The organism is Nostoc sp. (genome assembly GCF_036916655.1).
GTDB lineage: Bacteria > Cyanobacteriota > Cyanobacteriia > Cyanobacteriales > Nostocaceae > Nostoc.
The window spans coordinates 37,708-53,459 of sequence record NZ_JBALFY010000025.1 but is presented as its reverse complement, the minus strand read 5'-3'; the positions used below and the strand labels follow the sequence as shown (position 1 = coordinate 53,459).

The window sequence follows — 15,752 nt, the reverse complement described above, 5'->3', positions numbered from 1 at the left end:
ATTACTCATCACTCATTACTCATTATTGAGGTTGGCATTTGAGCTAATTGCAGTTGTTCTATTTGGAGTTGCTTAACTAGCCACTCAATTTCTGATTTGATCACTTCAATCGCCCGCCTTTGCACTTTCCCTTGATATAAATCATCAGTAACTTCTAGTGCTTTTTTCTCTGCCAGGCGTAACTGACATGACATCAACCGATGTTCAATTAACCGTACTCGTTCTTCGGGTAATAGATAACCAAAGAAAAAAAATTTGATTAGGAATCGCGATCGCGCATTCACCCAGCTTTCATGAGGATATGCCAACATCTCTTGATACCAAGTGTTTTTCCCGAAGGGTGTAATCTCATATACCTTTCCACAATGCCCTCCTTCTTCTACTTGTTCTGGACATAAGCTCACTTCCCCTTGTTCTTCCATGCGCTTCAGAAGAGGATAAATCGCACCATAGTTGACACAAATACTGCAACTCATAAACATATCGAGTTGCTGTTTAAGCCGATAACCGTTTAATGGCTCTCGCTGTAATAAACCTAATACTGACAACTTCAGCATTTTGATATATCAATCTGATATGTTGATTAACCATATCAAATTGAGCCTTTTTAGCCAAGTACTTAAGGTTCAGTTGTCAGCATTCCTTGTGATCTCACATAAGTTACCTGTGTACTAGCTACAAGTGAGTGAGACAGGTTAGTATTTTTTATTTGAAAGTCCCAAAAGTCAGGATTAATTTGGAGACTTCAGTCGAGTTTGTAGTATCTTATGCTATTTAAATAATTTTATTTATAGTTTACCTTGACCTAAGTAGGCAAGTTACCTTATAGTGAGGTTAACAGCAAAACTACGGTAGCTTAGTAAGGTTACGGGTAAATTAAAGAAACTTAGTGAGTAATAGATGAAGGCAAAGGCTGAAACTGCAAATTCCGAAAAAGGCAAGTATACAAATTGCCTGTAAGAATTTGGAGGGTTCAATGCGCGTAGTACACTTCTGTGCGATTACGCGCATTGAACATCTAACCAGATTGCCCTGGTAATTCATCAAAGAGCTTAATTTTTCACGATCTGCAAATATTAAGACCACCTTCGTTGACATTCCCACTCTACTCAGGAGTAGGACTGTTGTGTATTTTGACTTGGTGGGAGCAAAACTGTGGATATTCGCTGTTTCTTTAGTGTGTCAGGGGAGTGTTAACTGCTACCTAGATTCAACTTTCAAAACAGGAAAAAACTATGAAACCCAGTCTCAAAGATAACGATAATCTGCTGTTCAGGTGGTTTTTTATCGGACTCAAATATTTTCTGCTGGGGCTGCTGGGGCTGGTAATAGCCTTGGTTGTGTCTCACGCTTTGGGGGCTAATACGATAGTTGGGATGCTTTTATCCGCAAGTCTACGGTTATGGGTTGCGAGGATAGCAATTTTCCTAATCTGTCTATTTGCGATCGCAATGATATTTGAGTCTTGGGGTTAAGCCCATCTTGGCAATAAATAGCCTTTAGCTAACTTTCACTTAGCCAAAGGCTTCGTAACTTTCCATTTGGAGATTATATCATGCCCAACAACAATAACGGCTCTGGGTTAGAACCAATTTCGCCACTTTTAGTTATCTTAGTGGCAGGATCTATTTCTTTAGCGATCGTTAACAAAGCTAATCACCCGGCATATTTTGACATCGTTAAAATAGCTATGGCCTACAGCTTTGGCTCAAGCAAGTCCCAAGGAAAAACTAAACATTCCAATCACCAGGATGAGGTAGATCAAGACGAATTGAAATAGCAAATATACCAGGTGATTAGAAATCGCGGCTACACAAACAAAGTCCGCCTACGCGGACTTAAAGAATTTGAAACCCACCTCCGTGGGTTTTGCCTGTATAGCTACGTTCGCCCTTGGCGTGCTGGAGTCATCATTCCATTCGCCAGGGTAGGTATGTCTTTACTACCAAAGGTGAGTTGCAGATTATAATTTACTTCTAAAATAGAAGAATGCTATCAACTTCCACTCAAATATTGCGACTGTCTCAAGGACAACTTAACTTACTAGAAACTTGTCCACGTAAATTTCAACATACCTACTTAGAAAAACTCAATTCCCCCTCAAATCCAGAACAAGAAGAACGGCTAACTTTAGGTAGTCGCTTTCACTTGCTAATGCAGCAGCGAGAAATAGGTTTGCCAATTGATAGTTTCCTGCAAGCAGATGCTCAATTGCAAAGCTGGATGCTAGGTTTTGCCGATGCAGCCCCAGAAATCTTAACGGCTGCATCTGATAATCAAACTTTCCGTGAAAGTGAACACTATCGCACTCTGCAACTTCAAGATTATTTGCTGACAGTTGTCTATGATTTATTGATTGCAGATAACCAACAAGCGCAAATTCTCGACTGGAAAACTTATCCAAAACCACCCAATAAATGCAAGTTAGAATCCGACTGGCAAACACGGCTTTATCTGTATGTATTGGCAGAAACTAGCGACTATTTGCCAGAAAAGATTTCCATGACTTATTGGTTTGTTCAATCTGAGGGCAAACCCCAAAATATTAAATTTAATTACAGTACTGCTCAACACGCACAAACAACAAAGAAACTTAATCAACTATTAAGCCAGTTAACTAATTGGCTAGAAAATTACCAAAATAACCAACAGTTTCCGCAAGTTGTGGAGGGTAGTAAAAACTGTGATTATTGTCAGTTTGCCAAAAGGTGCGACCGCATCCAAGCTACTGAAGAAGCAGTGAAAGAATCATTGCCAAATTTTGACAGGATTCAAGAAGTCTCACTTAACCCTATCAATTAGAGGATGTTTGTAAAATCTAATCGCGGTATAAAGAAGTTATAACTTTTAAAAGTATGTAAATTTATGTCAACCTTTGATGAAACTGAAGCAATTTATGTACGTGAATTAGGAATTGACGATATTGCTCCCGTCTACCACTTGGGAGAAGGGTTATTTACCAGCGATTTATATCCTTATTTATACCGCACCTGGGACGAGTGGGAGGTAATTGGACTTTACAACACCGATCCAGAATACTGTCTTGTGGCTGAAACAGAGGGAGAATTGGCCGGATTTGTTTTGGGAACCATCATTACCAAAGCATCCTGGACTTACGGATACATTTTATGGCTGGGAGTTAGCCCGAAGTATCAGCGTCGCGGAGTAGCAGACAAATTGGTTGATAAAGTCGTCGCTCGGATGATTGAAGATGGCGCGCGGTTTATGCTAGTAGACACTGATCCTACCAATACTTCAGCATTAAAGTTTTTTAACCGCAAAGGTTTTGGTAATACTCGCCAGCATATTTTCTTGTCGATGAATTTAAGCAAGCACGAATATTATGGCAGATTGATTGATTACGAACACCAAAAAGCTGAAAGAGCAGGTTACAGGCGATCGCGTCCAGCAATTCGCGCCCGGAAAGCTGATAGTGTAGCTAATGAAGTCATCCTCAATCCTCTCGTGAATGAATTTCAAATAACTGAGGAGCAATCCCCAGCTTCACAACAGTTAGATTAGCCCTTTCAAGGTAGGTAAAATTTTTAGACAATAATTTCTCTTTTCTCCGTGTTCTCTGCGCCTCTATAGTTAGATAAATCATTTTTAAATCGCAGATGCATAGAAAACGCAGAGAGAAAAGCTTAATTTTGAATTTAGAGCAAAGCGACGTGACTTATGTGTATAGAATTTGGGCGGGAAATCTGCGGCAATCTTGACATTGCAGAATCGCGGGAGTGGTTAGTTACTAACGGTATTGGTGGTTACGCCTCTGGGACTGTGGCTGGTTTATTGACTCGCCGCTATCACGGACTACTAGTAGCAGCATTGAAACCACCTTTGGGTCGCACTTTAATGCTGACAAAACTAGATGAAACTGTATTATATGATACCCGCTCTTATCCTTTAGACACGAATCGTTGGGTAAATGGTATTGTCAGTCCCGACGGTTATAAACATATTGAACGTTTTTCTCTGGAAGGTACAATTCCTGTATGGCGTTTTGCTGTTGCCGATGCCTTGTTAGAAAAACGGGTATGGATGCAACAAGGCGCGAATACAACTTATGTCCAATATACTCTGCGTCGTGCCACTCAACCCCTGAAGTTGACACTCAAAGCAATGGTCAACTACCGCGATTATCACAGCGATACTCAAAGCAATGGTTGGCAAATGTCTGTTGAGGAGGTGGAACAGGGGATTTGTGTAACTGCTTATCCGGGTGCTGTACCACTGTATCTAGTGAGCGATTCACGCGCTAGTGTATCTGTTGTCAACACTTGGTATTATGACTTTGACTTAGCAGTTGAACGCTATCGGGGATTGAGCGATAAAGAAGACCACCTCCACGCCGCCACCTTTGAAGTTACACTGAATCCTGGGGAAGCGATGTCTACGACGGGCTGCGCCTACGCCTTTATAGCCAGCACAGAAAAACAACCAAATCTCAATGCCGAAGCTGCACTAAAGTTACGTCGCGCTCAAGAGCAGAAATTAATAGGATTTTGGAAAACTAATCGACCCCTCAAAACTAAGGAATCACCTAGCTGGATCAACCATTTAGTACTAGCTGCTGACCAGTTTATTGTCGATCGCCCAGCGCCAGAAGACCCCTACGGCAAAACCGTCATCGCTGGTTATCACTGGTTTAGCGACTGGGGACGCGACACCATGATTAGTCTACCCGGTTTGACAATTTCCACTGGTCGTCCAGAGATAGCGCGCTCAATTCTTCGCACCTTTGCCAGACACGTAGACCAGGGAATGTTACCTAATCGCTTTCCCGATGCAGGTGAGCAACCAGAATATAATACAGTCGATGCCACTCTCTGGTACTTTGAAGCAGTCCGCACCTATTACAGTGCTACAGACGATGATAATTTGCTTGGTGAACTCTTTCCTATACTTGCAGATATCATTGATTGGCACTGTCGCGGTACACGCTACAATATCCACCTCGATGCAGCCGATGGTTTACTTTATGCTGGTGTTGCTGGCGTACAACTGACCTGGATGGATGCCAAGGTTGATGATTGGGTAGTTACGCCCCGAATTGGCAAACCAATTGAAGTTAATGCCCTCTGGTATAATGCTTTACGGACAATGGCCAAGTTTGCCCGTCATCTTGGTAAACCACACCAAGAATATGAAGCAATGGCAGACCGGGCAAAGTATAGATTTTCTCGCTTCTGGAATGAAGAGACAGGTTATTGCTATGACATTTTAGACAGTCCTGATGGTGATGATGCGTTGTTGCGTCCTAACCAAATATTTGCTGTGTCATTACCAGAAAGTCCGCTAACACCTACCCAGCAAAAGGGTGTAGTGGATGCTTGTGGGCGAATGCTGCTGACTTCTCATGGATTGCGATCGCGTAGCGTGTCTGTTCACGCAGCGTCCCGAAGGGAAGGACTCTCGCTAGCTCCCGACCATCCCCAGTACCAGGGAAAATACGGTGGCAATCAGTATCAACGCGATGGAGCTTACCACCAGGGAACCGTCTGGGGCTGGTTGTTGGGGCCATTCGTCTTAGCACACCTGCGCGTCTACAAAAACCCTGAACAGGCTCGTCAATTTTTGGAACCAATGGCTAATCATCTCACTGCCCAAGGTCTTGGTAGTCTCAGCGAAATTTTTGATGGCAATCCGCCAATGACTCCACGGGGATGTATTGCCCAAGCGTGGACAGTAGGTGAAGTTTTACGTGCTTGGTTAGCGACAGAGATTTGATGCTGGGAATAACTTACAGCTATTTTCAGGTAAATAGATCACGCAGTAGGGGCAATTTATATAATTGCCCCTACCGTATGTTGTGATTCTATTTACTGCCCCAACTCTTGGAGAGGCTACGCTAACGGGGCGGGGAGTAGGGAATATATGAGCAAGGAAAAGGTTTAAGACCGAGAGACGCTACCGCGAACGTCCCGCTACACGCTTTCGCCCGACGTTAAGCGATAAAATCTTTGTATCGCATATTGGTTGAAACCCCGCTCGATGTTCAACGGCTAAGTTTCCCCACTCCCGACTCCCTTTCATTTAGAAGTTGTAGCCAACTCCTAATAGTATTCCTACATCAGTATTATCGACAAAAGCAGCATTTGCACTACCCGTTAGCGTAAATTTAGAACCGAGAGGAACATCTACACCACCAGTTAGCAGTAATCCAAAATCAGTATTGTTATTAGCGGCAATAGCTACACCAGCACCCACGTAAGGAGATATAGAGAACGTTTCCTCACCTACTGAACCTGCTTTGCTAGGAGACCAATCTAAAGTCACGGGAACTAGAAACAGTGTATTATTCCCAAATATTACCGATGGTCGCACTGATATATTACGTGTCAGACCAACTTTGCTAATCACTGCAAAGTTACCCTCGCCTAAAGCTGTACTGTCTCCGGTCAAACCAATGTTACCAGCAACTCCGACATAACTTCTGCCACCCCGAGTAGCTCTACCTACTGTTACGTCAGGCGTACCATTATTTCCTGTTGGTGGTTGATTTAACTGACTGATGTTAACATCAGGCGGGATCAGGACTTGGTTAATTGCATGGATAATACCATTGCTAGCTTTAACATCCGCCTGAAGAACTCTGGCATTATTCACCGAGACTTGATTGTTAGCGCGATCGATTTGAATATTTACAGGTCTTCCTTCATTGGTACTCACTTCCCCAGATGAGAGTTGACTAGCAGTTACCGCACCGGGAAGTACATGATACCTCAAAATTTTAATTAATGCTTCTCTGTTTTCTGGTTGCTGTAACTGTTGTAAAGTAGCAGCAGGCAAAGCCGCAAATGCTTGATCGGTGGGAGCGAATACTGTATAAGGGCCAGCCTGTTGAAGAACATCCGCTAAACCCGATGTTTTTAATAAAGAAGTCAGAGTTGTAAAAGAACTACTAGATGCAGCAAGAGCAACAATATCAGTACTAGTTGGAGTTCCAGCGACAACATACTGACTAGCTGGAAGATTGCTAGCAATGGGTTGCAGCTTTCCCTGCTTAACTAAAGCTTGATATAATAGTGCAGCAGCTTCAGCACGAGTTAAAGACTGTTGCGGATTGAGTTGTTTCACATCCGGGTAATTCACAACAAGATTACCTAGTGTCGCTGCTGCCACACTATTAACAGCATAGTTGGGGATAGCTGAAGCGTCGTTGTAGTAACTAGTGAGAGTATTAGCATCGCCACCAGACAAACCCAAGCCACTACTTAAAGAAACAATCCCCTGCACTCTAGGAATTTCTTGATTTGGTTTGAACACGTTGCCAGGATAGCCTGCCAAAAACCCAGTCTCGTAGGCGTTTTGAATTGCAGAAGCAGCCCAGTAGTTAGCAGGAACATCGCTAAATCCACCTGGACTTAATTGCCGAACTCGATTTTGGTTACTGAAAGCTTTTTGAATCAAAGCGGCAAATTCAGCACGAGTCACAGGTTGATTTGGCCGATAGCTGCCATCAGGAAAGCCAGCAATTATGTTATTGTCAGCCAGGGTTTGAATGAAAGGACGCGCCCAATAATCTGAGGAGACATCAGACAAGTTAACTGTTGAAGTCGGTGCTGGTGTTGCAGGTGGGGTAGTGGATGGAGTAGTAGATGGAACAGTAGTTTGAGATGAAGCTGGAGTAGAAATTACAATGGGAGCTATTGTAGCAGCTGTCATTCCCAGAACTAGGAAAGCGACTTTTGTTGATGACCAACGAAACAAACTAGACATGGAAATATCCTCTTTTTAATTTCTTCGGTTGACTATTGGAAAATACTGGATTCAGGGTTAAGTAAATACAAATATCCAGATGATTATTTGGTTTGCCTCGATATGAAGCCCATTTCACAAGCTCAATGCGTCATGATTTTTAGCAAGATTTAAGAAATAAAATGTGTCTTGGTAATATAATTTATTATTAATCTTTGATCGAGACTATACAACTAACTCAAGACTAGACTTTGAGGAAAAATTTTCACTCTTTAGATAGTTGTCGCTGCCGGAAAATTTGCAAATACTAGACGAAAAATTAGCGATCGCAATCAAAAATTTCGAGCCTGATTGTGCTAAATTCTTTGGCTAAGAATTAAGTTGTTTGCAAAAGACGATTTTATGAAAAGGAATCCAAAGATAAACTAGGATTTGGAAAAGATGTCTCATCTGTATCAATCTGGCTCACAACTCCTCTGGAGGTAGGGCAACAAATCCGGTTTTTACCCCACGCTTGAACCCTGCTTTTTCATAGAAGTGCAAAGTCTCCTCGCGTTTTGAGCCACTCAGAAGCATCACTTTATAACACTGTTTCTGCCATGCCAAAGTTAAGGCATAATGTAGTACTTGCGTACCTAATCCCAGTCGTCGATAATCGGGGTGAGTGACTACATTTTCAATAATGCCGTATGAACGTGCGCCACGGGTCAAGTTGGGAACAATAGTTAAGTTACACGTTGCGACTAACTGATTATCAACATCAGCGACAATGTAATACAAACGGGGATCGTGTAAAATCGCATCCCAGATGGATTGTAAAACATCGTTAGCAGGTAGAGGGGCATTGATGGGGTTTAGGTGGTGATACAACCCCAGAAGTTGAGGAAGTTCGTCACACCTAATCAGGCGAACAGTAATTATAGGTTTAGACAAAACTGTATTAAAGTAATTACGCCAGGAAGTATGTTTGAAAATTTTAAATCAGGACTTAGGGACTTCCAAATAAAAAAATATCCAATTGACTCTTGTGGGGTGGGCGACACGATAGCCATACAGACTGGGCGCTAATTTTGTCCACCCCACAATATTGGATAATTTATTTCTTGAAGTTCCCTTATGCAAAATAATGAAAAACCAACCGCAAAGTACATAAAGGAATAAGAGTTTTAGAAATTTATTGCGTAAGTCCTACAAATGTCAAAATCATGGGAATGTCAATTCAGTGCGAACAACTCCAGCACGTTCATGACGGGCTAGCAGTTTAACTGTGCTACCTTGAGGCACACGCACCACCCATTCCACCTTGGCCCGATCCTTGGTAGGATCGCTGTGCCGTCTAATGGGAGTTGAAGGCTTATAGGCTCGTCCCTCTAATTGACCTAATTCTTCACGGGGCTTACCCGTTACCAAAATTCCTCCAGGAGGTAGTTCAATTTCACAGATACAGCCCCGCACCAGCTTTTTTTCTAAGGCTTTTTGAGTGACATTAGTGGGCAACCAGCCTGTATTATGCACAACCAATTGCACCCGATAAGTCTCATCACCCAAGCTGTGGACACTGGCTTCGTAAATCTCTAAACGAGGAGATATTAACAAGTGCCAAACTAGCCATTCTGGGAAAAGGGCTATTTCTTTCTCCAGAAACTCAGGTGGGGGATTTGTCCAAGCGTACATGGTATCCCAGCCGCCTAATTCAATTTGGCCGAGTTGGGGATGCTGGAAGGGATACCAATCTACATAGCCCTTACCTGCAAGCTTTTCATCGTTCCAGCGCAGCATCTTCAAGTCATCTTCGAGAGGGTGTTCTCGCTGCCAATCGATGTATTTATAATCATTAATTCCAGCTTGGCGCTGCGGACTCCAGACTTCTACTGTCCAGGCAAATAGACCTTGATATTCATAAGCCCAGTCGTCAAATATGCCTGTAATTACGTTTTTGGGGTCATAGCGGAAATCATGAAAGGCGGAGATAGCTGGGTATTGAGTCAGTTCAGTACCTTTAGCGCCAATGCGTTGATAGGTGCGGAGGTCATTGACGGGGAATTCATCATCGCTGAGATGGGTATAGGGACGGATAAGAACACCGCTAAAGGTATGAAAGGCGATCGCTCCTGTAATATTAGGATGTGTAGTGATAAATTGAACTAGCGATCGCACCTCTGTTTCAGATGTCGGATAAGGGCCAGACCCAAATTGCTCAGATTCTTGTCGCCACAAAAATGGAAAATTCCGGTTTAAATCTAGCCCTTCTTTAGATGGCTGAATTTTAATCTGAACTCCATCGTAATTTTCTACCTTTCCTTCTGGTAGTACGCGATAATACTGACCACCTGTTTCTGTGGGTTCGCGTCGCACCAGCAGGCGAGGTTCAGTTGGACAGACTTTCCAAGCCCCATTATCATCGGGGATTCGCATCATTAAAATCCGACCATCGCCATCGATATCTTCCATCACTAACCCGTCGTTGCCTTCCTCATCATGGGGATAGGGACGAGTACCAGAGCGAATAAATTTTGGTTTGTCAGCCAATGCCAACTCAGCACCATCAGGATTAACACGGGGGCAAATGTAGAAGGTGCGAGTATCTAAACAACGGGTAATTTCTGAGTGAGTACCGTAGGCTGTAACTAATGTTTGCAAGAGGTATAGACAAACACTTGACGGCGCTAGTTCAGTGGCGTGGATGTTGCCATCAACCCAGAGGGCAGGTTTTTCTTGATGTGCGCCAGTGGCAAAGTTGCTAACTGTTAATAGCCAGATGTCACGTCCTTCGTAACTCTTGCCAATACTTTCTATGCGTACTAGTTGGGGAAATTCTTCAGCATAACTGTGCAGAATGCGTGTTAAGTCTTCATAACGATAATATTTATCGAACCGAACATCTGGCATAATAAACCCCTGAATACGAATTATTTTAACTAAGGGAACTTTAAGGAATAAATTATCCAATATTGTGGGGTGGGCAACATGAGCGCCATACAGACTGGGCGGGCGAGACGCCCACCCCACAAGAGTTAATTGGATATTTTTTGAATCCCAATCCCCAGTCCCCAGTCCCCAGTCCCCATAATTTAATTAGGTTTACCTGTAATTGTAAAGGCTGCCCAGTAGTAAGGATGGTTATAAAGAATTTTATCTGATGCCATTTTACTATTTCTATATAGTTGTGTTGCTAAATAAGTTTGAATTCTTACTTCTTCTGGATGCAGATTATTCAAAATATCTTCATACCATTTTGTCAGTTCTCCAGCAGTTAGTTCCTTCAGCCATTGTGTTGCTTCAGCTAAAGCAGTAACGGCTGATTTATTTGGCTGTAATCGTCGGTAAAACTCGATCATTACCAAAGCACTAGCCGAAGATTCTACACTCCAGAGAGTACTCACTACATGAGGTACGCCCTGACTGACAAAACCACTCGCTAAACTCACATATTCGCTACTGGTGTAGTTGTTAGTAATTAAATTTTCACAGGCAGAGAGGGTAATAAGGTTGTAAATTGCGAGATTTTGTTGGTAGATTTCATCTAGTGTAAGTCTATCTTCACCTGCTAATGCTAATTCTGATTTTTTAGGTTCCACTAAATTATTAGTGACATGACCCGTAAAATGTAAGATGTTGTAATTCTCAGATAAAGCATTTACGACAAGGCTTTTTGTAGCTTCTGCTCCCTGGATTCGTTGGATGTTATTGAACATCTGACTAACAATTTCAGATTCCAGTTTGGCAAATTTAAGCGGCGGATAACCTGTACTTTCAGGATGTTCAACACTGAGCAATAACTTATTTTGCCACTGCCAAATATCCTCATTTCTGATTGATAAACCTATTTGGGCACTGGGTAAATAGGTGACGGTGAAATTTGATTCCACATTCGGTAATTCTTCGCCATTTTCAGAAGAGAGATGGAAAAGTGTATGAATGGGCAATCTGTATAAGTCACGGTGAGGAATTAAAACCAGTTGGGTGATGCCTTCGAGTTCCTGTGCAATTGTGGAAATATTCAGGATTTCATACAGTTGCAACAGCTTTTCTTCCATCTCAACTCGCCAAGCATGGTGACTTTTACTTTCTTTATCTTGGGCTGTGCTACGATATTGTTGGTATTGTTGATGCCAATCTTCTAGCCAAGTTTCAAATTCAATTAAGCGTTGTACTGCTTCGGGTAGAGGTAATTCATTTAGACGAATAGCATCTTCTCCTAAAGATATTCCCCCAACATCTTGCATCGGTGTAAAGAGCAGAATCGGCGATGGTGCTTGATCTTTGAGGATAAAAGTCTGTAGAGCAACTGGACTAATATGCCAGTAAATAATTGCTGTTGTGGGATTAAATAGTTGTTGAATTGCGTCATAATAAGGCGAATAAATATGATCATTCCAGCCAGAAAGTAGCCAGTTTAAACAAGTATTTTTGCCTTGTTCGGCAATTTCCCAAGCTTCTACTAAATCACCAGATTCGACGGCTAAATCTACTGCCAATTGATCGAAGCCTGCAAATTTCAAAGCTAGTTGTTTTTTACTTTCATCTGAGCGAGTTTCTTCACTCAGTAATTGTCGCAATAAATCTCTACCGCGTTGCAGTAATTCTGGAATTTGTGTGGTTTGTCCCAAGCCCATCAGCACTTTGCTTAGAGATTGCAAAACCTCTAGATGCAGCTGGGGAAAATATTCTAGTGTGAGGGTTAATAACGCCTGATGGTACTCAGATGCGGCTTTACGCCAATAATCGCGGGGATTGGGATGTTTTTTGCCTTGGTCGTAATAAGTATTAGCGATCGCAAAATGCAATCTACCCCAACCTTCTGGATGGGTATCTGTCCGCAGATGCTTTAAACCTTCCTCGTAGCTGGCTAATTTTCCTTCGTAGCCACCCTGTAGTAAGGCGGGATTGGTCGCTGTGATACTACTCGATAAATTCCGCAATTCGCCAGAGTTCCTTAAATTACCGATCGCAGTTCCCCGACCAATCCAAGCTTCCCAATAATCTTGTTTAATTTGCAAAGCGTTGTCATAACAAGCGATCGCTTCGGCAAATTGTTCTAAATAAAACAGTGCTACTGCCTGATTATACCAAGCTAGATGGAAGTCGGGTTTAATGGCGATCGCTTGCCGATAGGAGGCGATCGCTTCTTGCCTACGTCCTAAGTTGTCTAATGCTATACCCCGGTTGTACCAAGCTAAGTAGAAATCGGCTTGAACTGACAGGGCTTTATCCCAGGAGGCGATCGCTTCTGACCATCTTCCCAAATTAAACAGCACTACACCCCGATCTATCCAAACTTCGTGGTACTCTGGGTTAATTTCTATAGCTCTGTCGTAAGATATAATCGCCTCGGCAAATTGTTCGCTGACAGCTAAGGCAATGCCTCGGTGATACCAGTTTTCCTGGTCTTCTGGTTCCAAATTCAGGGCTTGATCATAACTAGCAATAGCTTCTGGTAGCCAACCTAATTTCAGCAACGCTAAACCCTTACTAGACCAAGCTTCTTGGTAGTCTGGCTTGATTTCTATAGCTTTGTCAAAAGAAGCGATCGCTTCTTCAAAATATCCTAATTCTCCGAGAGTTCCACCCCGGTTGTACCAAGCTTTGTAGAAGTCTGGTTTCAATTCTATGGCGGTTTCATAAGAAGCGATCGCTTCTTCAAAACGTTCTAAATGGAACAGCGTTAAGCCTCGGTTAAACCAATATTCAGAGAATTCGGGCTGCATTGCAATGGCTTGGTCATAGGATGCGATCGCGCCTAACAAATCACCTGTTTTCGCTTGTTGAAGACCTTGGTAAAACCACCCTTGAGCATGGGTAATCGGATTATCGCTATGTCGCTCAATACTACCAGAGGAATTACTGCTTTGAACTGCCAAATCCGAAGCAAGTTGCTGGACTAAATTGGTACTTTGATCCAACCTTACCCACAACTCATCTAAGGTATTAGCTACATTTGGCTCTAAATTCGTCAAAGTGTTATCCCAGGTTTCCACCGAGGGAGACGTTGCTAATTCAGTCCTTTGCCTAGTGGAAAGGAGATTTGCTGGTGTTGTAATTTGAACTTCTTCATCGCCGAACCTCAGTTGGGCTAAGGAAGTGATTGAATCTTCCAGTGGGGGGAGAGGAACATTTTCAGGTATTGTGGTTTGGGCGTTTTCCCCTTCATACTCCAATACCAGTTCCTCTAAATTTTCCGGTAATCTTTCCTCAAAAAATACATTTTGAGGTGCTGACGTGATTGGTTCAACATCTGGCACATCATATTCCCATAACTGTTCGCCTAAGCTACGGATTAGCTCTTGTCCAGGGGAACTTGGGATAATAATTTCTTCATTTGTCGCGATCTCGATAAATTCTGGCTCATCATACTCCCATAACTGCTCGCCTAAATCGCGGATCAGTTCTTGCCCAGGAGTTATTTCTACAAACTCTGGCTCATCATACTCCCATAACTCCTCGCCCAAATTGCCGATCAGTTCTTGCCCAGGAGTTATTTCTCTGTCATCTTGTGGCTGATTGTCCTGATACTCTATTTCTGTGGGTAAATTTTGCATTAGCCGAATGCCAATGTCATAAGCAACATCTCCAATTCTGCCAACACCAAGTTCCCCTAATTGCACCATTTGTGTTGCTAAAAGAGGATTTGGTGTAGGTGAAGCTAGTAAGCTTTCACCAAACATCACCAACCAATCTATCCAGCGTTCAGCCGGAACGCGATTCTCAAGCCGTTGCAGATACCTCAATGCCCACTGTCGTCCTCGTGCTTGATGCACGCCTTCTAACAATTGGATAAACAATTGTTCCAGATCCGCATTGGTTAGTTCTGGTAGTATTCCCACCAGATTGCGTCCTCTCACACCCTTGGGAGAAGTAGTCTGTTTACTTGCAATGAGGCGCTTTAAAAACCTTTTAAGCGACTGCGATATCCGCCTGAGCATCTGCCACACTCTTGGATTTTGTTTTTCTAGATTGTAGCCATCGTTGTGTTAAAAAAATCATCAATTACGTAAAAATCCATTAGATTGGGACAGCGCTTCCGTAGCAGGTTAGCAAAAAATATACAAATCTTCAAGAGCATAGCATTACAACGTTACAATTCCCAGATTTAACTATTGAGTTTTGACCCTGACAATTTTAGATTTTAGATTCTTTATGGTTCATGCCTAACTAACGTCTCGCTACGCATTTTCAACCTTCGGAGGTTACACAAATCCAGAATCCAAAATCTTCTAGCTTCATCTGATCGATGGGGTCAATCCAAAATTTAAAATCCAAAATCCAAAATCTGTTGACTCTGGGAAGCCATTAATTTTCTGTTGGCTCTGTAGTCGATTCCCCACCGGGATACAATTGGCTAATCAATGCCTGGACAAGCACTTGCGGGTCATCTGTTTCAACCGCAAGCTGTTGAGCAATCTGCTGGCGTAAGTTTTCATCCTCCTGTAACATCACAAACAACTCTTCTAGGGTGACAGTTTGGTATTCTCCCTCCGGGGGGTTCTCTGGCGTATCTGCTAACTCTGATACTGGGGTAGTTGGCTCCAAGGGCAAATCTATGCTAGCGGTATCTGGCCCGGCATATTCCCAAATGGGTTCGCCTGGATTGCGTGTTAACAACTGCATCCCAATACTATAGGCAACATCTCCGATTTCTGGGATGTCCAACTCACCCAGTTGCACTAACCGCGCAGCCATTTCATTATTGGGTGTAGGTGATGCAAGCAATCTATCGCCAAAGCGCCCTAACCACTCAACCCAGTCTTCAGTTGAGATACGATGTTCAATATTATGCAGCCACTTTCGTGCCCATGCTTCGCCTCGTGCTTGATGAACTCCTTGCAACAGTTCGTTAAAGAGAAATTCCAGATCCGTATCGCTTAGGGGTGGCGCTGGTTCCTTTTCTATATCCCCCCTAGATTTGGAGGCAGTCTGTTTTCCACCAAACAAGCTCTGAAAAAGCTTTTTGAACCATTGAAATAGCCGCTTGAGCATCTGCTGCACCATCGAATATTGCTTATCCTAAGATTGTAGCGATCGCACTGGACTATGGCGTTAGTTCAGTCAAT

General features: G+C 42.9%; 11 protein-coding genes. 5 read left to right on the top strand and 6 right to left on the bottom strand.

Translation table 11 applies throughout. The annotated features are described in order from the left end of the window. Positions 1-8: 8 nt before the first annotated feature. Positions 9-557, bottom strand: a complete 549-nt coding sequence (locus V7L31_RS07305) for a PadR family transcriptional regulator (RefSeq protein WP_334695629.1) — start codon at positions 555-557, stop codon at positions 9-11. A 678-nt stretch (positions 558-1,235) separates the two neighbouring features. Between V7L31_RS07305 and V7L31_RS07300 the strand changes: the two genes are divergently transcribed. The 5 genes from V7L31_RS07300 to V7L31_RS07280 all read left to right on the top strand — a co-directional run bounded on the left by V7L31_RS07300 (position 1,236) and on the right by V7L31_RS07280 (position 5,730). After that, complete coding sequence (locus tag V7L31_RS07300) at positions 1,236-1,475, top strand: hypothetical protein (protein ID WP_334695628.1); 240 nt, start codon at positions 1,236-1,238, stop codon at positions 1,473-1,475. Positions 1,476-1,555: 80 nt separating this feature from the next. Next, on the top strand, positions 1,556-1,780 hold the full coding sequence (locus V7L31_RS07295) for a hypothetical protein (RefSeq protein ID WP_334695627.1): 225 nt from the start codon (positions 1,556-1,558) through the stop codon (positions 1,778-1,780). Between the two features lie 209 nt (positions 1,781-1,989). Further along, positions 1,990-2,802 (top strand): PD-(D/E)XK nuclease family protein, encoded by an 813-nt coding sequence (locus V7L31_RS07290; RefSeq protein WP_334695626.1) that lies wholly within the window; start codon positions 1,990-1,992, stop codon positions 2,800-2,802. A gap of 63 nt (positions 2,803-2,865) precedes the next feature. Further along, entirely contained in the window at positions 2,866-3,522 is a 657-nt protein-coding gene (locus V7L31_RS07285) for a GNAT family N-acetyltransferase (protein ID WP_334695625.1), read from the top strand. Positions 3,523-3,678: 156 nt separating this feature from the next. Then, positions 3,679-5,730: an amylo-alpha-1,6-glucosidase gene (locus V7L31_RS07280; RefSeq protein ID WP_334695624.1), complete on the top strand. Its 2,052-nt coding sequence runs from the start codon at positions 3,679-3,681 to the stop codon at positions 5,728-5,730. 306 nt (positions 5,731-6,036) lie between these two features. On the opposite strand, the gene V7L31_RS07275 is transcribed toward V7L31_RS07280, so the two are convergent. The 5 genes from V7L31_RS07275 to V7L31_RS07255 form a co-directional block, all read right to left on the bottom strand. Beyond that, positions 6,037-7,722: a fasciclin domain-containing protein gene (locus tag V7L31_RS07275; protein WP_334695623.1), complete on the bottom strand. Its 1,686-nt coding sequence runs from the start codon at positions 7,720-7,722 to the stop codon at positions 6,037-6,039. 444 nt (positions 7,723-8,166) lie between these two features. Further along, positions 8,167-8,634, bottom strand: coding sequence for a GNAT family N-acetyltransferase (locus V7L31_RS07270; RefSeq protein WP_334695622.1), 468 nt, complete (start codon positions 8,632-8,634; stop codon positions 8,167-8,169). A 270-nt stretch (positions 8,635-8,904) separates the two neighbouring features. After that, entirely contained in the window at positions 8,905-10,590 is a 1,686-nt protein-coding gene (locus V7L31_RS07265; protein ID WP_334695621.1) for a M14 family metallopeptidase, read from the bottom strand. A gap of 182 nt (positions 10,591-10,772) precedes the next feature. Continuing rightward, positions 10,773-14,624: a CHAT domain-containing protein gene (locus tag V7L31_RS07260; protein WP_334695620.1), complete on the bottom strand. Its 3,852-nt coding sequence runs from the start codon at positions 14,622-14,624 to the stop codon at positions 10,773-10,775. A gap of 367 nt (positions 14,625-14,991) precedes the next feature. Continuing rightward, complete coding sequence (locus V7L31_RS07255) at positions 14,992-15,690, bottom strand: hypothetical protein (protein ID WP_334695619.1); 699 nt, start codon at positions 15,688-15,690, stop codon at positions 14,992-14,994. Positions 15,691-15,752 lie beyond the last annotated feature (62 nt).

What these genes read in the sequence shown, in the direction of transcription:
- V7L31_RS07300 (WP_334695628.1), top strand. Translation starts at nt 1,236, where the DNA reads ATGAAACCCAGTCTCAAAGATAACGATAATCTGCTGTTCAGGTGGTTT.
- V7L31_RS07265 (WP_334695621.1), bottom strand. Translation starts at nt 10,590, where the DNA reads ATGCCAGATGTTCGGTTCGATAAATATTATCGTTATGAAGACTTAACA.
- V7L31_RS07295 (WP_334695627.1), top strand. Translation starts at nt 1,556, where the DNA reads ATGCCCAACAACAATAACGGCTCTGGGTTAGAACCAATTTCGCCACTT.
- V7L31_RS07260 (WP_334695620.1), bottom strand. Translation starts at nt 14,624, where the DNA reads ATGCTCAGGCGGATATCGCAGTCGCTTAAAAGGTTTTTAAAGCGCCTC.
- V7L31_RS07280 (WP_334695624.1), top strand. Translation starts at nt 3,679, where the DNA reads ATGTGTATAGAATTTGGGCGGGAAATCTGCGGCAATCTTGACATTGCA.
- V7L31_RS07255 (WP_334695619.1), bottom strand. Translation starts at nt 15,690, where the DNA reads ATGGTGCAGCAGATGCTCAAGCGGCTATTTCAATGGTTCAAAAAGCTT.
- V7L31_RS07305 (WP_334695629.1), bottom strand. Translation starts at nt 557, where the DNA reads ATGCTGAAGTTGTCAGTATTAGGTTTATTACAGCGAGAGCCATTAAAC.
- V7L31_RS07290 (WP_334695626.1), top strand. Translation starts at nt 1,990, where the DNA reads ATGCTATCAACTTCCACTCAAATATTGCGACTGTCTCAAGGACAACTT.
- V7L31_RS07285 (WP_334695625.1), top strand. Translation starts at nt 2,866, where the DNA reads ATGTCAACCTTTGATGAAACTGAAGCAATTTATGTACGTGAATTAGGA.
- V7L31_RS07275 (WP_334695623.1), bottom strand. Translation starts at nt 7,722, where the DNA reads ATGTCTAGTTTGTTTCGTTGGTCATCAACAAAAGTCGCTTTCCTAGTT.